The sequence below is a fragment of the Mesorhizobium sp. WSM4821 genome (assembly GCF_055901555.1).
The window spans coordinates 5,365,689-5,383,595 of record NZ_CM148371.1 but is presented as its reverse complement, the minus strand read 5'-3'; the positions used below and the strand labels follow the sequence as shown (position 1 = coordinate 5,383,595).

21 protein-coding genes are annotated in these 17,907 nt (G+C 63.6%); 13 read left to right on the top strand and 8 right to left on the bottom strand.

The features are described 5' to 3' along the window. The 4 genes from AC0NID_RS26275 (at position 1) to AC0NID_RS26260 (ending at position 3,303) form a co-directional block, all read left to right on the top strand. A complete protein-coding gene (locus AC0NID_RS26275; RefSeq protein WP_473457467.1) occupies positions 1 to 1,101 on the top strand; it encodes an ABC transporter ATP-binding protein in 1,101 nt (366 codons plus the stop codon). A gap of 155 nt (positions 1,102 to 1,256) precedes the next feature. Then, positions 1,257 to 1,871 carry a hypothetical protein gene (locus tag AC0NID_RS26270; protein ID WP_473457469.1) on the top strand — a complete coding sequence of 205 codons (615 nt, stop codon included), beginning with the start codon at positions 1,257 to 1,259 and terminating at the stop codon, positions 1,869 to 1,871. 3 nt (positions 1,872 to 1,874) lie between these two features. Next, complete coding sequence (locus AC0NID_RS26265; RefSeq protein ID WP_473457471.1) at positions 1,875 to 2,720, top strand: 23S rRNA (adenine(2030)-N(6))-methyltransferase RlmJ; 846 nt, start codon at positions 1,875 to 1,877, stop codon at positions 2,718 to 2,720. 130 nt (positions 2,721 to 2,850) lie between these two features. Continuing rightward, positions 2,851 to 3,303, top strand: coding sequence for a hypothetical protein (locus tag AC0NID_RS26260; RefSeq protein WP_145720468.1), 453 nt, complete (start codon positions 2,851 to 2,853; stop codon positions 3,301 to 3,303). A gap of 330 nt (positions 3,304 to 3,633) precedes the next feature. On the opposite strand, the gene AC0NID_RS26255 is transcribed toward AC0NID_RS26260, so the two are convergent. Continuing rightward, positions 3,634 to 4,743, bottom strand: a complete 1,110-nt coding sequence (locus tag AC0NID_RS26255) for an IS110 family RNA-guided transposase (RefSeq protein WP_474033338.1) — start codon at positions 4,741 to 4,743, stop codon at positions 3,634 to 3,636. Positions 4,744 to 4,919: 176 nt separating this feature from the next. Here AC0NID_RS26255 and AC0NID_RS26250 point away from each other — a divergent pair, with 176 nt between their 5' ends. Further along, on the top strand, positions 4,920 to 5,960 hold the full coding sequence (locus AC0NID_RS26250) for an IS110 family RNA-guided transposase (RefSeq protein WP_473457474.1): 1,041 nt from the start codon (positions 4,920 to 4,922) through the stop codon (positions 5,958 to 5,960). A gap of 512 nt (positions 5,961 to 6,472) precedes the next feature. On the opposite strand, the gene AC0NID_RS26245 is transcribed toward AC0NID_RS26250, so the two are convergent. Next, positions 6,473 to 7,063, bottom strand: a complete 591-nt coding sequence (locus AC0NID_RS26245) for a TetR/AcrR family transcriptional regulator (RefSeq protein WP_473458390.1) — start codon at positions 7,061 to 7,063, stop codon at positions 6,473 to 6,475. Between the two features lie 110 nt (positions 7,064 to 7,173). Between AC0NID_RS26245 and AC0NID_RS26240 the strand changes: the two genes are divergently transcribed. After that, positions 7,174 to 7,503, top strand: a complete 330-nt coding sequence (locus AC0NID_RS26240; protein WP_473458384.1) for a DinB family protein — start codon at positions 7,174 to 7,176, stop codon at positions 7,501 to 7,503. 7 nt (positions 7,504 to 7,510) lie between these two features. Then, positions 7,511 to 7,690, top strand: a complete 180-nt coding sequence (locus AC0NID_RS26235; protein ID WP_473458382.1) for a DinB family protein — start codon at positions 7,511 to 7,513, stop codon at positions 7,688 to 7,690. 463 nt (positions 7,691 to 8,153) lie between these two features. On the opposite strand, the gene AC0NID_RS26230 is transcribed toward AC0NID_RS26235, so the two are convergent. After that, positions 8,154 to 8,729 carry a hypothetical protein gene (locus AC0NID_RS26230; protein ID WP_474033337.1) on the bottom strand — a complete coding sequence of 192 codons (576 nt, stop codon included), beginning with the start codon at positions 8,727 to 8,729 and terminating at the stop codon, positions 8,154 to 8,156. Positions 8,730 to 9,182: 453 nt separating this feature from the next. On the opposite strand from AC0NID_RS26230, the gene AC0NID_RS26225 reads away from it, so the two are divergent. Beyond that, on the top strand, positions 9,183 to 9,779 hold the full coding sequence (locus AC0NID_RS26225; RefSeq protein ID WP_473458376.1) for a glutathione S-transferase family protein: 597 nt from the start codon (positions 9,183 to 9,185) through the stop codon (positions 9,777 to 9,779). An 87-nt stretch (positions 9,780 to 9,866) separates the two neighbouring features. Here AC0NID_RS26225 and AC0NID_RS26220 read toward each other — a convergent pair whose 3' ends face one another. Further along, the gene (locus AC0NID_RS26220; RefSeq protein ID WP_473458374.1) at positions 9,867 to 10,523 is read right to left on the bottom strand and encodes an outer membrane protein; all 657 of its coding nucleotides are present in this window, start codon (positions 10,521 to 10,523) and stop codon (positions 9,867 to 9,869) included. 408 nt (positions 10,524 to 10,931) lie between these two features. Here AC0NID_RS26220 and AC0NID_RS26215 point away from each other — a divergent pair, with 408 nt between their 5' ends. The 5 genes from AC0NID_RS26215 (at position 10,932) to AC0NID_RS26195 (ending at position 15,239) form a co-directional block, all read left to right on the top strand. Then, positions 10,932 to 11,708 carry an SDR family oxidoreductase gene (locus AC0NID_RS26215; RefSeq protein ID WP_473458372.1) on the top strand — a complete coding sequence of 259 codons (777 nt, stop codon included), beginning with the start codon at positions 10,932 to 10,934 and terminating at the stop codon, positions 11,706 to 11,708. Further along, positions 11,705 to 13,795, top strand: a complete 2,091-nt coding sequence (uvrC, locus tag AC0NID_RS26210) for an excinuclease ABC subunit UvrC (protein WP_473458370.1) — start codon at positions 11,705 to 11,707, stop codon at positions 13,793 to 13,795. The genes AC0NID_RS26215 and uvrC overlap by 4 nt, the downstream gene beginning before the upstream one ends. Positions 13,796 to 13,893: 98 nt before the next feature. Continuing rightward, positions 13,894 to 14,490, top strand: a complete 597-nt coding sequence (gene pgsA, locus AC0NID_RS26205; protein ID WP_145720476.1) for a CDP-diacylglycerol--glycerol-3-phosphate 3-phosphatidyltransferase — start codon at positions 13,894 to 13,896, stop codon at positions 14,488 to 14,490. A gap of 1 nt (position 14,491) precedes the next feature. Continuing rightward, entirely contained in the window at positions 14,492 to 14,749 is a 258-nt protein-coding gene (gene moaD / locus AC0NID_RS26200; RefSeq protein ID WP_473458367.1) for a molybdopterin converting factor subunit 1, read from the top strand. Position 14,750: 1 nt separating this feature from the next. After that, positions 14,751 to 15,239 (top strand): molybdenum cofactor biosynthesis protein MoaE, encoded by a 489-nt coding sequence (locus tag AC0NID_RS26195; RefSeq protein WP_473458365.1) that lies wholly within the window; start codon positions 14,751 to 14,753, stop codon positions 15,237 to 15,239. Between the two features lie 34 nt (positions 15,240 to 15,273). On the opposite strand, the gene AC0NID_RS26190 is transcribed toward AC0NID_RS26195, so the two are convergent. Genes AC0NID_RS26190 through AC0NID_RS26175 form a run of 4 tightly spaced genes read right to left on the bottom strand, consistent with a single transcriptional unit; the run spans position 15,274 to position 17,835 of the window. Then, positions 15,274 to 15,771 (bottom strand): DoxX family protein, encoded by a 498-nt coding sequence (locus AC0NID_RS26190; RefSeq protein ID WP_473458363.1) that lies wholly within the window; start codon positions 15,769 to 15,771, stop codon positions 15,274 to 15,276. Between the two features lie 2 nt (positions 15,772 to 15,773). Continuing rightward, entirely contained in the window at positions 15,774 to 16,574 is an 801-nt protein-coding gene (locus AC0NID_RS26185; protein ID WP_473458361.1) for an HvfC/BufC N-terminal domain-containing protein, read from the bottom strand. Beyond that, positions 16,561 to 17,478, bottom strand: a complete 918-nt coding sequence (gene bufB, locus AC0NID_RS26180; RefSeq protein WP_473458359.1) for an MNIO family bufferin maturase — start codon at positions 17,476 to 17,478, stop codon at positions 16,561 to 16,563. Before bufB ends, AC0NID_RS26185 begins: the two co-directional genes overlap by 14 nt. Positions 17,479 to 17,511: 33 nt before the next feature. After that, positions 17,512 to 17,835 carry a BufA1 family periplasmic bufferin-type metallophore gene (locus AC0NID_RS26175; protein ID WP_473458357.1) on the bottom strand — a complete coding sequence of 108 codons (324 nt, stop codon included), beginning with the start codon at positions 17,833 to 17,835 and terminating at the stop codon, positions 17,512 to 17,514. Between the last annotated feature and the right edge of the window lie 72 nt (positions 17,836 to 17,907).

Sequence of the window (17,907 nt, the reverse complement as noted above, 5' to 3'; positions counted from 1 at the left end):
ATGGCATCGATCGACATCCGCAACGTTCGCAAGAGTTTCGGCATCGTCTCCGTGCTGCACGGCGTCGATCTGGCGATAGAGAACGGCGAGTTCGTGGTGCTGGTGGGTCCGTCCGGCTGCGGCAAGAGCACGCTGCTGCGCATGATCGCCGGGCTCGAGGAGGTCACCGAAGGCGAGATCCGGATCGACGGCATGCGCGTCAATGAGCGGGCACCCAAGGACCGCGACATCGCCATGGTTTTTCAGTCCTATGCGCTCTACCCGCACATGAATGTCGCCGAGAACATGAGCTACGGCCTGAGGATCCGGAAGGCTGCTCGCGAGAAGATCGCAGCCGCTGTCGGCAATGCTGCCAGGAAGCTTGAACTGCAGCCGCTGCTCGCGCGGCGGCCGAAGGCACTGTCGGGCGGCCAGCGCCAGCGCGTGGCGATGGGCCGCGCGATCGTGCGACAACCCAAGGCATTCCTGTTCGACGAGCCGTTGTCCAATCTTGACGCTCGCTTGCGCGAGCAGATGCGGGCGGAGATCAAGAAGCTGCACCGTGATCTCGGCGCGACATCGATCTATGTCACCCACGACCAGATCGAGGCGATGACGCTGGCCGACCGGATCGTCGCAATGCATGAGGGGGTGGTGCAGCAGGTCGGCAGCCCGCTGGAGCTTTACGACCGCCCGGCCAACCTGTTCGTCGCCGGCTTCATCGGATCGCCGGCCATGAATTTTCTGTCGGCACGCTACGAGGTCAGCGCAGGCACGGCGGGCGCGCGACTGCCAGATGGAACGTTGATTGCGCTTTCGTCAGCCTATCAACTCGAGGAAGGCGCGGCAGTGACGCTCGGCATCCGGCCGGAGCATGTCGAGATGTCGCCGGCATCGGAGGGCAGCCTGGGGGCGACGGTCGACCTGATCGAGCCGACCGGCTTCGGTATCATCCTGCATCTCGGCCTGCATGGCCTGCCATTCAACGTCTTCACGCTCGACCGGGCCGCGCTGACGGCCGGCCCGACTGTTACGGTGGCTTTCCCGCCGCAACATCTGCATTTGTTCGATGAGACTGGAAAACGCGCATTGAGGTCGAACCTTCAGCAGGGGAAGAACTGACCCTCCTTTCGGCCATCCGGTTCCCCCTTTGGGTCCGATGCTATTGTCTATCTTGGCGCCGCCGAATTCGATACGACATACCCTCCCGGCCTCGACACGTTCTTGGACGAGGTGGAACGCGCCAGCGACGGCGCTAATGCTAGGTAGTTGTGCGCATGCGCTTTCTGTTTCTCCTGATCCTGCTCGCTGGCATCGGCATCGGTGTCGTCTATCCCTGGGCGATGACCAATTTCTCCGGCCATGAGATCGGCACCTGGCGGGTCTACGAGCAGGGCCGGTTCAAGCCGGTGACGGTGCCGCTGGCCGGCCGCGACGCGCCGGTGCGGGTACTGGTCGACCTCACCACCAGGGCCGAACGCATCGTCGTCTCGCAACAGCGCACCGTGCTGACGCTGACCGCCGCCACCGGCGGCAGGACGGTGCTCGCCTCGACGCTGCAGTTCATCCATTCCGAGAATCCGCGCCAGGTCAGCCCGCAACTGCCCGACAAGATCTTTCGCGACGAGGCAGGCCTGATCCCGTCGGTCAATGCCGGCCCCTACATCTTCACCGTCGGCCCCGGCGACGCCGAAGGCATCGAGATGCGGGCGGTGGATCTTGTCCTGCGCTCCGGCGTCGGCGAGATCGACAGCCGTGCGCAGCCGGTTGGCTTCTCGCTGATGGTGGTTGGCCTGGTCGGGCTGGTTTTGGCTTTGCGTTTCGGCGGCCGGCGGCCGCAGGATCCGAATTCGCAGCCGCCACCGCCGCGTTGGGGCAGGGGCTCGAATTAAGTCGTGAACTACCGTCACGCCTATCACGCCGGAAACTTTGCCGATGTCGTCAAGCATGTCGTGCTGAGCCGGCTCGTCGAATATCTGAAACAGAAGGACAAGGCGTTTCGCGTCATCGACACCCATGCCGGCATTGGCCGCTACGACCTGTCGTCGACTGAAGCGCAAAAGACCGGCGAATGGCGAGGTGGCATCGGCCGGCTGGTCGATGCCGCGCTCGACCCGCCGGCGGCAGCACTTCTGGCGCCCTATCTGGAAGCCGTGCGTTCGCTCAATCCCCAAGGCGGCGTGAAAAAATATCCGGGCTCGCCGCTGATCGTGCGTCATCTCATGCGCAAGCAGGATCGGCTGTCGGCAATTGAGTTGCATCGCCAGGATGCCGGGAAGCTGAGGACGCTGTTCCAAGGCGATTTCCAGACTCGGGTGATCGAGCTCGACGGCTGGCTGGCGCTCGGCGCACATCTGCCGCCGAAGGAAAAGCGCGGTCTCGTGCTGGTCGATCCGCCATTCGAGGAGCAGGGCGAGTTCGACCGCCTCGTCGACGGGCTGCGCAAGGCGCACAAGCGCTGGCAGGGCGGCATCTATGCGTTGTGGTATCCGGTCAAGGACCGCAAGGCGGTCGCTGCCTTCAGGAAGGCGCTGGTGCAGTCAGGCGTCCCGAAGCTGCTCGACATCGGCTTCGAGATCAGGCCGCCATCGGCCGAACCCAGCCTTGACGGCAGCGGCATGGTGGTGGTCAATCCGCCGTTCACGCTGGAAGGTGAGTTGCGGAGGCTGCTGCCGGCCCTGCACAAATTGCTTGTCGTTGAAAAGCCATCGCACTGGACGCTGGAGTGGCTGGCGGCATAGGGCGGCGGAGGTGTCCACGTGCCTGCCTTGGTCCAAGCAATTTCAAACTAGGAAACCATCGTCTCTACAACCGCTTGACCGCGCGCGAGCGAATCCGCACAGTGCGCGCAATCGACCATAAGAGGCTGCCATGACTCGCTTCGCCCAATCCGCCCTTGCCGCACTGATCGCCCTTTGCACGCCGCTCGGCACATCCCTCGCTGTCACCCAGGCAGCAAAGGCGGCCGACCTTGCCGTCTATTCCGACGAAGACAGCGGCGTTTGCGGCGAAGCCTGGGTGCTGAACAAGATCACCAGCCGCTTCTCCTACCAGGTGCACCACGTGCCGAATCTGCCCGATGTAGAGATCACCGATTTCCAGCGCATCCACCAGCATCGCTATTTCCCGGCCAACGACACCTGGCCGATCGGCCGCCGTTATTGCGGCGCCACCGTCAGCCTGTCCGACGGCAACGCCCGCACCATCTGGTATCTGATCGAGGAGGGGCAGGGCTTTGCCTCGATCGGCGACAATGTCGAGTTCTGCGTCTCGGGCTTCGACCGTTGGATGGTCTACAACGGCCGCTGTCGCGTCCTACGCTAGAGCATTTTGCAGCCAAGTGGACTCCTGCGCTCTCAGCTAGTCTCTCATGTTCCCTGTCAAGGCTGAGCACAAGACGGATGGTCTGCTCGGCGTGGGCGAAGCAGTTGGATCGGCTGAAGCTGCACAGGGCTGGGGGTGGAGCTCAGAGACGACGGTTGATCAGACTCTCATCCGCGGGTTGGATACCGCCTTCCGTGTCTTCGTCTCGGGGCTGTCCTCTGTCTAGAGGGCGGGCGTCGAGCGGGTTGGCTCGGCCACATAACTAGCGACGGGAGTTCCCCACCGTGGCCCCACCCCCAACGCTGTGCAGCGGGTCGGGTCGAGACCTGTCTATGACGGTGCGACCTCCCGACCGATAGCCCACAAGAAGGCGGCCATCTCGCGTGCGATCGCGGCCACGACCACCGGTGGCTTCTTGCCGGCGGCGTTCAGGCGGCGATAGCGAGTGCAGAGCCTGATTTGCGCCTTCCAGGCGATGTCGCGGACAGCCTTCGGCAGACCCTCGAGCCGGAGCCTCAGCGCTTCGCTGACTCTGGCGGGGTAGCGGTAAGTCCAAGCCGCTTCGACAAAGGCGCGGCGGGCGCGTCGATTGCCGGCGAGCGTAAGGCTCGACCGGCGGACCGTATCGCCAGTCGAGCGCTCTCCCGGAACCAGGCCGAGGAAGGCCATCAACTGCGGCGGCGTATCGAAGCGGCGCACATCCCCGATCTCTGCCGCGAAGATCACTGCGACCAGGAACGAGGCGCCGCGCATCGCCTGATAGGCCTCGACGACCCGTGCCATGGACCAGGTCGGCACGATGGTGCGCAACTGCTCGTCCAGGCGGCGTAGCCGCTGAGCGGCGTCCTCGATCGCGTCGATCTTCTCCTGGAAGACAATCTGCTGCGCCATATGCTCGAAGCTCTGGCGGGCAAGCCAGCGCCGGTGCGCCAATGTCCAATGACCGCCGCCCTCGTAGATCCGGCCATGGCGCAGAAGGAAGGAGAGCAGTTGCTGGCGTTTACGGCGCAGATCGTCGCCTGCAGTTTCCCGAGCCCGAACCAGATCGCGGACAGCCTCATGGACGACGTCCGGCACCCATACTCCAGTCAGCTCGCCCGCCCGATGCAGCCGCGCCAGCGTGACCGCGTCCCGTCGGTTCGTCTTGATCCGCTCGCCCGACCGCTTCGGGATCAGGGCCGGCGCAACCACCATGCAGTCGTGACCAAGATCGCGAACCTGCCGGCACAACCCGTAACCCGTCGGCCCGGCCTCGAAGCAGACGTGCAGTCGATCATACTTCTTTCCCAGCTTCTTGATCGTCCGCTCTATCGCTGCAGGACTATTTTCGACCTCGCCGACAAACCGGACCTCGCCGGTGCGGCCGCCCTCCGCGATCGCCACCGCGTGCTTCTTCTTGGCTACATCAAACGCGACAAACGCTTCGCTATACTCTCCCATGGCTCGCCCTCCGTGCGTGAGGATCGGCTCGGCCCATCCGAGATGGGGTATTCGGCTTGAGCCTCATCTTCGGGCGACAATGCATGGTGGATAGGTTGAAGGTGCTGCGCTTCGAGCTGATGGTTAAGACGTGGGTCTGTTGGAACAGCCACAAGCATCAGAAGGAGAAGCGCAGCATGAAACATTATGCCGGATTGGATGTCTCCGTAAAAGAGACCGCAATTTGCATTGTCGACGAAACAGGCAAGATCTGCCGGGAGATGAAGGTGCCGAGCCATCCCGAGGATCTTGTGCGGGTGCTCTCGGATCCTGCCTGGACCTTTGAGCGGATCGGCCTCGAGGCCGGGCCGCTGTCGCAATGGCTGTTCAGCGGCCTGGCCGAAGCCGGCCTGCCGGTGATCTGCATCGAGACCCGCCACACCAAGGCCTTCCTGGAGGCGCAGCCGAACAAATCCGACCGCATTGACGCCCGTGGCATTGCCCAGATGATGCGGGTCAACCTGTTCCGCCCGGTCCATGTCAAGACGCTGACGAGCCAGAAGCGCCGGGCCCTGCTGATGGCGCGCAAACTCTTGCAGGATAAGGCGATCGCCATCGAAAACGACATCCGCGGGCTGTTGCGCAACTTCGGTCTCAAGGTTGGGATGGTCGGCGCCGTCAAGTTCGAGCCCCGCATCCGCGAGCTCACCGAAGGGATGCCCGATCTGGCCGAAATCGTCGAGCCGCTGCTCGAGGCGCGCAGCAAGCTGCGCGAGAATTTTGCCGCGCTTCACCGCAAGCTTCTGGCGATCGTCCAGGATAACGAGGTCTGCCGGCGGCTGACGACGATACCGGGCGTCGGTCCGGTGGTGGCGCTGGCCTATACCGCGACCATCGACATTCCGGCCCGCTTCCGCAACTCCAAGGCGGTCGGACAGATCTTGGGGCTGACGCCGGTGCTCCATGAGTCGGGCGAAAGCCGCCGCATCGGCCGGATCTCCCGCTGCGGCGATGGCATGATGCGAACGCTGCTTTACGAAGCCGCGCAGACCCTGCTAACGCGCGTGACGAAATGGTCGTGGCTGAGGGCGTGGGCGATGAATGTCGCTAGGCGGCGCGGCCGACAGAGGGCCATTGTCGCATTGGCTCGCCGGCTGGCGGTGATCATGCATCGCATGTGGCGCGACGGCACAGAGTTTCGTTGGACGCGACAAGACATCATGCCGAAGGCCGCCTGATTGTGCGCCCGACCATTGCAGCCTGCCGGCGCGCGCAGTGGGCCCGTCAAGGGCAAGTCGCGGCGCGCTGACCTTCGGCCACCCTTGACCGACCACTGCGCGCGCCGGCCGAGCCGAAACCAGGTCGGGGACGGCCAAACACGGAGATGAAAACATGAGCGCAGAGCGAGCGTGACAAGGATCACCCCATAAGGTTCCACCAGCCGGGTGGAAAGAGCGTCCTTCGCGGGACGATGAATGAGGTGAGTTCGCGAGGGTTGCAGTACCGGTCGCATCAAAACGATCAGGACGCTTCCGAGATTGTTCCGCCTCATTCTTCTGATCCCCATCAAGGCGACGGCCGAGCGCCGATCCCGCAGAGAAGCATGACCCCGCGAAAGACGTTGCACCGGCGAAGCGGAAAGCTCGACAAGCGCTTGACTTCAACACGCCGAATAGAGAAGCAACCCTCGTCTCTTAATCGCACGAAAGGGCGGGCCACCGATCTCAGCCCTGGAACATGACGTCTAGCTTCACACCGATTTGACGCCTGACAGGTAGGCGCAGATCAGCTCGACCAGTTGTTTCTGCAACTCTGGTGCCTCCAGCATGCCTCGCCGAGCCGCATTGTGGATCACGCCCTCGACCGCGGAGGAAAGCACGCGTGCGACCGTCTCGGTGTCTTTCCTGCGTCTGCGATACTGCGCCACGGCGGCTGCGTAGTTGTCGAGATAGCGCGACTGGAACGCGGCATGGGCGGCCCGCGAGCCGCGATCGCCCGGCGCCTCGTCGAGCAGCACCTGGTGCAGCTTCGGGTGGATGCTGTGCGCCGCGATCATGCCGCGCACCAGCTCGCGCGCGAATCGCTTGAGCGGCTTTTCCTCCGCTGCCGCTTCGCTGATGACCGACAGCACGTGATCGAAGTGGCGGCGCCGGATCGCCTCGATCAATGCGAGCTTGTCGGGGAAATACTGATAGAGCGAGCCGATGCTGACGCCGGCCGCCTCGGCCACCTTGTTGGTGGTGAAGCCGGCCCACCCAAGCTCGCTCAGAATATGAGCACCGGCTTCGATGATTGCTTCGACTGTCGCGATCGAGCGCGCCTGGCGTGGCAGCTTGCGCATGCGCGGACGCGATTTTGCAATGCGAGTAGACACGCCCGCCCATCCCGTGAAAATGTAAGCAGTATACTCACATTTTCAAAAGAAGGACATCGACTATCAGCGCTCTCTCCTTGCTTCGCGACCTCTTTGCCTATCAGGCCTGGGCCAATGGCGAACTGCTGGAGAAGCTCGCGAGCCTCGACGTGCGCGTGCACGACAAGGAACGGCACGCCGCAATACGGCTCGTCAATCACTGCCATGTGGTGTCACGGATTTTCTCGGCGCACCTGCTTGGCGCAAGTCACGGCTACTCCGCCGACAACACCGAGGAGACGCCGGCGCTCGGCGAATTACGCACGGCGGTCACGGCGACCGATCGCTGGTACCTCGACTATCTGGAAACCTTTTCGTCGCAGCTGCTTTCCCGAGCCCGTCGCATTCGTCTTCACCGATGGGGATAAGGCATTGATGTTACGACAGGAAATCCTGACCCACGTCGTTCTGCACGGCAGCTATCATCGTGGTGAAGTCGGGCGCATGCTGGCGCAGATCTCCATCACCCCGCCATGGGATACGTTCGCCGTCCATCTCCACCGGGCCGAGCCTTCTCGCCGACTGCAGATGCGGCACGAGCCGCTCGGCGCCTGATGGGCCGAAGATTTTTTCGATTCGCGATGCCGGCTCGACCGGGCCTGTCGAGCCGATATCCTGTTTTTCATAAATGCGAGCTATCAGCTCATGTTCGTCGCTTCGCGCAAGATGTGCAGCGGTGCGCTCATCCGATTGCTTTCGCCTTCGCCTGCAGTTCGTTGTGCTGGACAAGATGAACTGGGAGACGCCTCAGCTCTTGCTGATCTTCGCGACGAGCATTGGGCGTTGAAGCGCAGAGCCGCTCGAAAAAGTCCTGAGCTTGACGAGAAGACCGGCCGAGATAGAGTGCGCAGAATTCTCGTGTCAGAACTTTGCCGCGAGGAGCGAAGATTCGCGGTCGATTTTTGCGGCGGCAGCATGGTCGCGCGATCGCTGTAACCAAAACTTAAACTGCAAAATTCATGCTGATGCTTCGCTGGCTAGACAAGCGCGAGTCAGATATGCATTGCACGCCGGGCCACTAACGGCCGTCGGCACAACGGAAGGGGCATGATATGGCTAAACAGTCATCCAAAGCGCCGGCATCCAAGTCACCGGCAAAAAAGGCACCGGCAAAGAAGGCACCGGTAAAAGCGGCGGCGGCAAAGGTCGCAACCGCCGTGAAGAAAGCGGCACCTGCCGCCAAGCCCAAGGCCGCCGTGGCCAAGGCAAAAGCAGCGCCAGCAAAAGTGACCGCTGTGAAGAAGGCAGCATCTGCTGCCAAGCCGAAGGCCGCTGCGGCCAAGGCAAAAGCGCCGGCAAAGAAGCCGGCCGCGAAAGCCGCGGCAAAACCGGCAGTGAAGAAAGCGGCACCGGCCAAGGCGGCACCTGCCAAGGCTGCGCCCGGCAAGGCGAAAGCAGCACCCGCCAAGAAGCCGGCTGCAAAGGCCGCGGCGAAGCCGGCAGCGAAGAAAGCAGCACCTGCCAAGGCCAAAGCCGCACCGGCAAAGAAGGCTGCACCGGCAGCGAAGGCGGCGGCAGCGAAGTCTTCTGCAGCAGTGAAGAAAGCAGCGCCGGCGGCCAAGCCGAAGGCAGCGCCCGCAAAGGCGAAGGCCAAGAAGTAATCGCGTCTTCGTCGCTCGCGGAGGACAGTGCCGAAAACGGTCGAGGCAGGATGCTTCGCCCTCAGGGTCGGTGCTCGGGCAAGAACAGAGGCGGAGGGAAGACAGCTTTTCGCAGCTCCCAGGACTTCGCCGTTACGGCGAGGTCCGGTGGGATATTACTTTGTGCCTGGAAGGAAATCCTCGGCGCAAGGCCGGCGTTTGATCAGGTTTGCATCTGTCCGGCCTGTTCGGATTCTCTTGCGGCTGCAACGCCGTACCGCTCATTCGCCTCAAGATCGCGGAGGAAACAGCCGTTCTCCGTGGCGCCTGGTTTTTCCGCTTGTGGCTGTTGATCATGCTGGCATGCCCAGTCAACAGTGCCGCGCGTCAAAGATCAGAGTGCTGCAACGTCCTTTGTACGTCCAAGTGGACGCGCGGCGCTATAGTCGGCAAACAGGAACCCGATCATGCCCAGACTGCTCTACGCTTCAACGTCCCCCTACAGTTCCAAGGTGCGTATGGCTGCGCTTTATGCCGGCATCGCCGTCGATCTCGTGCCGGTAAAAACCGAAGACAAGCCGGCCGAGCTGATCGGGGCCAATCCGCTCGGCAAGATCCCGGTTCTGGTGCTCGATGACGGCCGCACGATTCACGACAGCCGTGCCATTACCCAGCATCTCAACCGCATGTCGAAGAACACGCTGTTTCCGCGCAATCCCGACAAGCGCCTCGAGGCCGAAGTGCTGGAGGCGCTGGCCGACGGCATCTGCGACTGCGCGCTGTCGATGGTCTATGAGCGGCGTACACGCCCCGAAGACATGGTCTACCAGCCGTGGCTCGACCGGCAGTGGGCGAAGATCACCGGTGCGCTCGATATGCTCAACGCCAATCCGCCAAAACTGCCGAAGAAGGTCACCGCCGGCCAGCTGGCGCTGCGCGCTTGCCTTGGCTATCTCTCACTGCGATTTGCCGGAAAATGGGAAAAGGGCCGCAGCCGGCTGGTCCGTTGGGCAGCGCGCTTCGACGAGAAGTTTCCGGAGCTGAAGCCCTGCGTTCCGGCGTGAGCTGGTTGACGCAGCCAGGCCCGGGAAGGGGTCGCAAAAAAAAGCCGGGCGCGAGGCCCGGCTTTTTCGTGTCGTGGCTTGGACGAATTAGAACTTCATACCGACGCCGAAGGTGACGCGGTTGTCGGTGGACTTGACCTTGCCAATATTGCCGAAGTCTTCGTCGCCGAAGTCGGTGTAACGATATTCAACACGGCCGAACACATTGTCGGTGATCTTGATGTCGGTGCCGACGCCGGCCGTCCAGCCGAGCATGGTGTTGCTGTCGCTGGTACCAGCCAAATGGTCTTCCATCTCCTGGTTCTTCAGCGCGCCGCCGGCGGTGCCGTAGAGCAGGATCTCCGGGGTGACGGCGTAGCCGAGGCGGGCGCGCAGCGAGCCTTCGACGCCGCCCTTGGCCTCGATGTCACCATCGTCACCCTCGATGCCGCTATAGCCGATATCGGCTTCAGCACCGTACACGAAGTTCTCCTGCTGCCACTGGTAGCCGCCGAAGAGGCCGCCGACGAATCCATCGGTGCTGACGTCTACGCCGATATCCTCGGCATCGGCATGGCCGCTGAAGCCGTAGCCGACGCTCACACCGGCATAGGGGCCGGCCCAGGACGCCACTGGAAGTTCGGCGATCGGGGCAGGTGCCGGCGGCTCTTCCTGGATCACGTCAGCAGCATAGGCGGTTCCGCCGAGGGCGAAGAGCCCGAACGCCACCGCCAGCGGTCGCGCAAATTTAAGATTGGCTTGCATTGTTCTTTACTCCTTAAGCCACAGGCACAGGCTTGCTTTTTCACGAGCACCCTCAACCCGCCGGGGGGATAAACGGGTCTGGCGCTCAACGGTTCCAAATGTCGTGTCAAAATGCGGCTGAAGCGAACCTGAACTTGGGTCATTCCCTGGCACGAATGAGGCCGAACCTTGACGTTGCATCTGCGCAACAGATGGTGTCAGGAGGCTTTGCCATGCCGCGCTGAACATCGCTTGGAGCAAGGGGTCCAGCGCCCTATATTGCGGTCTGGCAGGCCGAGTCCCGGCCAGCGTCGAAAGACCGATCCGGCCGCTTTGCCACAATGCTGCCCAACGTGCGAACGGCATTTAACGCTTGGCCGGCCATATTTTGCCGGCGGCTGGAATCGAGGCCCATTGAGGATTGACATGATGAGCAAGGCCGCTGGAACGGCGTTGGTGACGGGCGGGGGAAAGCGGATTGGCAAGGCGATCGTCGAGGATCTTGCCGCGAACGGTTTTGCCGTCGCCATCCATTGCAACCGCTCGCGGGCCGAGGCGGAAGCGTTGGCCGTGCGGATCAACGGCGGCTATTTTGGCAAGGATGGCCGCGCCGCCGTGGTCGCCGCCGACCTGACCGACATGGCCACGGTCGGCGACCTGGTCGGCCAGGCCCAGGCCGCGCTCGGACCCGTTACACTGCTGGTCAACAACGCCTCGCTGTTCGTGGACGACACGGTTCAGGACTTCGACTGGCTCGCCTGGGACCATCACTTCGCCGTCCATGTGAAGGCGCCGGCACTTTTGGCGCAAGAATTCGCCCGCGCGCTGCCGGAAGGCCGGGAAGGCTTGATCGTCAATATGATCGACCAGCGCGTCTGGCGCCCGACGCCGCGCTATTTCTCTTATGCGCTGTCGAAATCGACATTGTGGACGCAGACCCAGATGATGGCGCAGGCTCTGGGACCCCGCATTCGCGTCAACGCCATCGGTCCAGGGCCGACGCTGAAGAGCGCGCGCCAGGACGACAGCGATTTTGCCGCGCAGGTCGACGGCCTGATCCTGAAGCGCGGCCCGGAATTGCCTGAATTCGGCGCCACCATCCGCTATCTCTGGGGAGCGCGCTCGATCACCGGCCAGATGATCGCGCTCGACGGCGGCCAGCACCTTGCATGGCAGACGCCGGATGTGACAGGCATGGTGGAATGAGTTCCATGGACCAGAAACACAAACGAGGCGGCGCCGCCGACGACCTGCCCCCCGATGTCGACCTCGAGGACGAGGCGGCGGAGGAGATCGTCGAATCTTCAGTTCTTAGTCCCAGTGGCCCGGACGTCGCCTTCACGGCTATCGACTGGACGCCGCATGCCGGCGATGCCGACGGCATGGTTGGCGCCGAGGTCATCCAGACGCTGGTCAAGCGGCTGCCCAACGCGCCCGGCGTCTACCGCATGATGAATGCCGCCGGCGACGTGCTCTATGTCGGCAAGGCGCGCAGCCTGAAGAAGCGCGTGACCAACTACGCGCAAGGCCGTTTCCACACCAGCCGCATCGGCCGCATGGTGCGCGAAACGGCGACGATGGAGTTCGTCGTCACCCGCACCGAGATCGAAGCGCTGCTGCTGGAAGCCAACCTTATCAAGCGCCTGCGGCCGCGATTCAATGTTCTGATGCGGGACGACAAGTCGTTCCCCTATATTCTGCTGACCGGCGACCATGTCTCGCCCGGCATCTACAAGCATCGCGGCGCGCGGTCGCGCAAGGGCGACTATTTCGGTCCCTTCGCCTCGGCCGGCGCCGTCGGCCGCACCATCAATTCGCTGCAGCGTGCATTCCTGCTCAGGAGCTGCACCAACTCCTTCTACGAGAACCGCACCCGGCCCTGCCTGCTGTTCCAGATCAAGCGCTGCGCGGCCCCATGCACCGGCGAAATCTCGCATGGCGATTATGCCGAACTGGTCGCCGAGGCCAAGGACTTCCTGTCCGGCCGCAGCCAGAAGGTGAAAACGGAAATCTCCGCCGCCATGCAGCAGGCATCGGAAAACCTCGATTTCGAGCGGGCCGCGATCTATCGCGACCGGCTGGCGGCTCTGTCGCATGTGCAGAGCCACCAGGGCATCAACCCGCAGACCGTCGACGAGGCCGATGTCTTCGCCATCCATCAGGAAGGCGGCCAGGTCTGCATCCAGGTGTTCTTTTTCCGCACCGGCCAGAACTGGGGCAACCGCGCCTATTTCCCCAAGGCCGATCCGGCGCTGGAGGGATCGGAAGTGCTGGGCTCGTTCCTGGCGCAGTTCTATGACGACAAGCCGACGCCGCGCGCCATCCTGTTGTCGCATGGCGTCGAGGATCAGGAATTGCTGGCGGAGGCTCTCTCCACCCGCGCCGGCCGCAAGGTGTCGATCTCGGTGCCGCAGCGCGGCGAGAAGAAGGATCTGACCGACAACGCACTTCAGAATGCCCGCGAGGCGCTCGGCCGCCGGCTGGCCGAGACCTCGACGCAAGGGCGGCTGCTCGCCGGCTTTGCCGAGACCTTCGGCCTGAACAAGCCGCCGGTGCGCATCGAGGTATACGACAACTCGCACATCATGGGCACGAACGCCGTCGGCGCCATGGTTGTCGCCGGGCCGGAAGGTTTCGTGAAGAATCAGTACCGCAAATTCAACATCCGCTCGACCGAGATCACGCCGGGAGACGATTTCGGCATGATGCGCGAGGTGATGGAGCGGCGTTTTTCGCGGCTGCTGAAGGAACATGGCGACGTGCCGCAAAGTGGAGATGCGGCAGACGGCACGACCCTGGCCGAACAGGGCGACGATATCGAGGACACCGGCAGCTTCCCGGCCTGGCCAGACGTCATCCTCATCGACGGCGGCCAGGGCCAGATGACGGCGGTGCGCAAAATCCTCGCCGATCTCGGCATCGAGGGCCGCGTGGAGGCCATCGGCATCGCCAAGGGCCAGGACCGTGACGCCGGCCGCGAACGCTTCTTCGTGAGGGGCAGGGACTCCTTTTCGCTCCCCGTTCGCGATCCGGTGCTCTATTTCGTCCAGCGGCTGCGTGACGAGGTCCACCGCTTCGCCATCGGATCGCACCGCGCCCGCCGCAAGAAGGAGATGATCAAGAGCCCGCTCGACGAGATCAGCGGCATCGGCCCGGGTCGCAAGCGCGCGCTGCTCATGCATTTTGGCACCGCCAAGGCGGTCAGCCGCGCCGCGATCGAGGATTTGGTCAAGGTCGGCGGCATTTCCGAGCAGGTGGCGAAACTCGTCTACAACCATTTTCACGAGAGCTGATGATTCGGCTATTTTCGGTTGGTCCATCGACTATCGCCTGTTGACCCCCCACATTCGCTTCTGATTTGAGTACGCAGGCAGAGAGAGTTCCCAAAAATATGGCCCAGCGCGCGTTCAACCTGCCCAACATGCTCACCTACGCCCGTATTCTCGCGGTGCCGCTGGTTGTGCTGTGTTTTTTTCTCGAAGGACATCTGAAGTCGAGCGACTTCGCCCGCTGGTCGGCGCTGGTCATTTTCCTACTCGCCTCGATCACCGATTATTTCGACGGCTATCTGGCCCGCGCCTGGCAGCAGACCTCCAACATCGGCAAGATGCTCGACCCGATCGCCGACAAACTGCTGGTCGCCACGTGCCTGCTGCTGCTCGCCGCCGACACCGATCGCCATGCCGGCATCGCCGGCTGGTCGCTGTGGGCGGCGATCATCATCCTGTGCCGCGAAATCCTGGTTTCGGGCCTGCGCGAATATCTGGCGGCGCTGAAGGTCTCGGTGCCGGTGACGCAACTGGCAAAGTGGAAGACCACCATCCAGATGGTCGCAATCGCCTTCCTGCTCGCGGGCCCCGCCGGCGACAAGATATTCCCGCTGACCACGCAGACCGGGCTGGTGCTGTTGTGGATCGCCGCCTTGGTGACGCTCTACACCGGTTACGACTATTTCCGCGCCGGCCTCAAGCACATCATGGACGAGTAGCATGTCGACGCGGCTCATCTATTTCGCCTGGGTGCGCGAGCGGATCGGCAAGCCGCAAGAGGAGGTCGAGCTGCCCGCCGGCATCGAGACCGTGGCCGACCTGCTGCGCTGGCTAAAATCGCGCGGCGAGGAATACGAGCATGCGCTGCAATATCCCGATGTGATCCGCGTCGCCATCGACCAGGAACATGTCGAGCATCGCGCAAAGATCGCCGGCGCCCGCGAGATTGCGCTATTCCCGCCGATGACGGGTGGCTGAAATGCCCGGCGCGGTGGTGCCTGTCGTGCGCATCCAGGCGGAGGATTTCGATGTCGCCGCCGAGATCGCCAGGATGACGCAGGGCCGCGCCGACATCGGCGCCGTGGTGACGTTCTCGGGCCTCTGTCGCGACGAGGCGGGCAGACTCGCAGCACTCGAACTCGAACATTATCCCGGCATGGCGGAAGCCGAGATCGGCCGCATCGCCGCCGAAGCGGTCGCCCGTTGGCCGCTGCAGGGCCTCACCGCCATCCATCGCCATGGCAGGATCGCGCCCGGCGAGAACATCGTGCTGGTGATCGCGGCCTCCGCGCACCGGCGGGCGGCGTTCGAGGCGGCGAACTTCCTGATGGACTACCTGAAATCGCGCGCGCCGTTTTGGAAGAAGGAACACCATGCCGACGGCTCGCAAGGCGGCTGGGTCGACGCCAAGGAGGCCGACGACGAGGCCGCAAGCCGCTGGAAGCAGGCCGTGCCGAAACCAAATTGAGGCTTCGCGTCACCGCCGGAGGCGAGGAAACACGTCAGCCCTTGTCGCTGCCGATCCAGTGATCGAGCGCAATCCGGCCGGGTCCCCACGCCATGATGCCAAGCGCCATCGCCGCCCAGGTGAAGTGGAGCGGCCAGCCGTCCGGCACGGTGAGTTGTATGACCAGCGTCATCAGGAGCATCCCGAATGCCGCCAGTCGCGTCGCCAGGCCGAGAACCAGGAGAATTGGCAGCAGGATCTCCGCCGACCCTGAGGCGAACGCCACCAGCCCAGGTGCGGGAAAAGCGTAAGGCCCGCCGGGCAGATGCAGCTTGAACTCCGAGCTGAAAAGCAGCACGGCGACGTCGTTCAACTGCAGAAAGCCGTCCCATTTGTTGATGCCGGACCGCCAGAACGGGACCGCGAGCGCGCAGCGCAGGACAAGCTGCGTCAGCGACGGTGTGGCAATCGTGCGCAGGGCGGCGTTCACCCTTTCGGCAAGGGCGGCGATCCCTCGCGGCCCGGTGCTCGCGTTGCGCCCATGGTTCGTCATCCTCACTCTCCCTGGTGTGCCGCTGTGAAGGCGCCCGCTTGCAGCAGGCCGGCGATATTGGCGGAAAGATCGAACTCGGCACGTTCTGCAAATGCTGCCGCGGCTGCCGCGCCGAGCGGCTCGCCCGCCATGAGACGATCCAGAAAAACCGCGCCGCCGGGCGGCAGGTGGCGAACGAAGACTTCGAGCCCCGGCCGCGTGACCAGCGCATCTTCGGGTCCGTCCGCCTCGATCCGTCCGACAGGACCGTCGCTCCGGTTTGCCGCGAAGATCGTCACGGCCGGATGGCGCGAGCGTATGGCGCGTGTTGCCGGGTGCGGCACGAGCACCGTATCGGCCAGTCGTTCGGGCGGGATCGACCCCAGTGCTCCGGACGCCAGCGGTTCCGCGTCGGCGGCATGATAGGCGTCGAGCCAGGCCCGCTCGATGCGCGCCACGTCGGCCAGCCAGGGCATCGACTGGGCGTATTCGTAGCGCCCGATGAAATCGGCAAAGTCGCGGCCGTATTCGAATAGAAGTGGCGAGTTCGGTGGTGTTTCGCGAACATGAAAGCGCGCCATCGCGCGAAAGAAGTCCGGGCCGGTGATGCGCAGCGTCGCCGGGAAGGCGGCGGTCAGTGCATCGATCAGGCTGACGGTGACGTTGTTGCGGTAGACGGCATATCGCTTGACCGCAGCCTTGCCGTTCGGCCCCGAGACAGCGTCGGGCGGGACCCGGTCAGGGTCGAGCAGGCCGGCGGTGAACGCCGCGGCATAGTCAAACCGGCGGCCGGGATCGCCCGGCTGGAGATCACTCCGCGGCATGGACTTTTCCGAACAAGCTTTCGGCATGGCGGTCGAGGATCGCCTGGGCGGCGGCGGCCTCCGCCTTGAGCACCGGCCAGTCGGGAATGTCGCTGTCCCATTCGATCAGCGTCGGCAGTGGCCCGCATCGGCCGATGACGATATCGAAGAGCTTCCAGACCGCGTCGGCGACCGGGCCGTCATGGCTGTCGATCAGCAGCAGATCGCCCTCGTCGTCCTCCTGCTCGGAATGCCCTGCCAGATGGATTTCGCCGACATGGTCGAGCGGGAAATCCGCGAGGTAGGAAAGGGCTGAATAGCCGCGATTGGTGGCCGAAACGAAAACGTTGTTGACGTCGAGCAGCAAGCCGCAACCGGTACGCCGCACCAGCGCGCGGATGAAACCCGTCTCGCTGATCGTCGATTCGGGGAAAAGCACGTAGCTCGAGGGATTCTCCAGCAGGATCGGGCGGCCGATCGTCTCCTGCACTTCGTCGATGTGATCCGCCACGCGCGAAACCGTTGCCGGCGTATAGGGCAGGGGAAGCAGGTCGTTGTAATAGGTGGTGTCGTGGGTCGACCAAGCGAGATGCTCGGAAACGAGCGCCGGCTCATAGCGGTCGACGAGCGCCTTGAAACGATCGAGATGCGCTTTGTCGAGCGGCCGCGGTCCGCCGATCGACATGCACACCCCGTGCAGTGAAACGGGATAGTCGCGGCGGATCCTGGTCAGCGCATCGTGCGGCGGGCCACCGGCGCCCATATAGTTTTCGGCGTGAACCTCGAAGAACCGATCCTTTGCGTCGTCGCCAAGGATCGCGCGTAGATGCTCATGCTTGAAACTGGTGCCGGTAAGGCCGTCGACCGGGTATGCCGGAAAGCGCGAGGTTTTCGACACGCGGGATGGTGGGACCAGTCCGTTCATCTTCGCCTCCGCTTTCTCGGCAGGTTGCATTGCTTACGAAGGGATGTCGCGGGTCAGTTCCGTCGGCGAGCCCTTGCGGTCACCGGGCAGTTCCATCGTCGTGCAGGTGCCGCCGTCGACAAACTTCCAGGCGTTGCCCTGGTAATCGACGGTCGAGGTGCCTTGGCAGGTGGTGCCAGGTCCTGCCGCGCAGTCGTTCTGCCCCTTCAGGGCGACGCCAAAGCACTTCTCCTTGCCGGCATCCATCGCCGCCTTGGCCTCTGCCTCGGTCAGCGGCGCGGCCGTCGCAAAAGAAGCAAGAGCCGTGGCAACGGCGCCGGCCAGAAAGGCCGCGCTTATGGTTGATCTTGTCGACATGATTTCACCTCCGATTGGGTTGCTGAGCGCGCCATTCCTCAAGCGCGCGTTGGTCAGTTCGGCCCGGAGGCT

Bases quoted from the DNA above. Each gene is read 5' to 3' on its own strand.
- AC0NID_RS26260 (WP_145720468.1), top strand. From the start codon at position 2,851: ATGACTCGCTTCGCCCAATCCGCCCTTGCCGCACTGATCGCCCTTTGC.
- AC0NID_RS26195 (WP_473458365.1), top strand. From the start codon at position 14,751: ATGCCCGGCGCGGTGGTGCCTGTCGTGCGCATCCAGGCGGAGGATTTC.
- AC0NID_RS26245 (WP_473458390.1), bottom strand. From the start codon at position 7,063: ATGCGCAAGCTGCCACGCCAGGCGCGCTCGATCGCGACAGTCGAAGCA.
- AC0NID_RS26225 (WP_473458376.1), top strand. From the start codon at position 9,183: ATGCCCAGACTGCTCTACGCTTCAACGTCCCCCTACAGTTCCAAGGTG.
- uvrC (WP_473458370.1), top strand. From the start codon at position 11,705: ATGAGTTCCATGGACCAGAAACACAAACGAGGCGGCGCCGCCGACGAC.
- pgsA (WP_145720476.1), top strand. From the start codon at position 13,894: ATGGCCCAGCGCGCGTTCAACCTGCCCAACATGCTCACCTACGCCCGT.
- AC0NID_RS26270 (WP_473457469.1), top strand. From the start codon at position 1,257: ATGCGCTTTCTGTTTCTCCTGATCCTGCTCGCTGGCATCGGCATCGGT.
- bufB (WP_473458359.1), bottom strand. From the start codon at position 17,478: ATGAACGGACTGGTCCCACCATCCCGCGTGTCGAAAACCTCGCGCTTT.
- AC0NID_RS26250 (WP_473457474.1), top strand. From the start codon at position 4,920: ATGAAACATTATGCCGGATTGGATGTCTCCGTAAAAGAGACCGCAATT.
- moaD (WP_473458367.1), top strand. From the start codon at position 14,492: ATGTCGACGCGGCTCATCTATTTCGCCTGGGTGCGCGAGCGGATCGGC.
- AC0NID_RS26185 (WP_473458361.1), bottom strand. From the start codon at position 16,574: ATGCCGCGGAGTGATCTCCAGCCGGGCGATCCCGGCCGCCGGTTTGAC.
- AC0NID_RS26255 (WP_474033338.1), bottom strand. From the start codon at position 4,743: ATGGGAGAGTATAGCGAAGCGTTTGTCGCGTTTGATGTAGCCAAGAAG.
- AC0NID_RS26220 (WP_473458374.1), bottom strand. From the start codon at position 10,523: ATGCAAGCCAATCTTAAATTTGCGCGACCGCTGGCGGTGGCGTTCGGG.
- AC0NID_RS26190 (WP_473458363.1), bottom strand. From the start codon at position 15,771: ATGACGAACCATGGGCGCAACGCGAGCACCGGGCCGCGAGGGATCGCC.
- AC0NID_RS26215 (WP_473458372.1), top strand. From the start codon at position 10,932: ATGAGCAAGGCCGCTGGAACGGCGTTGGTGACGGGCGGGGGAAAGCGG.
- AC0NID_RS26275 (WP_473457467.1), top strand. From the start codon at position 1: ATGGCATCGATCGACATCCGCAACGTTCGCAAGAGTTTCGGCATCGTC.
- AC0NID_RS26175 (WP_473458357.1), bottom strand. From the start codon at position 17,835: ATGTCGACAAGATCAACCATAAGCGCGGCCTTTCTGGCCGGCGCCGTT.
- AC0NID_RS26235 (WP_473458382.1), top strand. From the start codon at position 7,511: ATGTTACGACAGGAAATCCTGACCCACGTCGTTCTGCACGGCAGCTAT.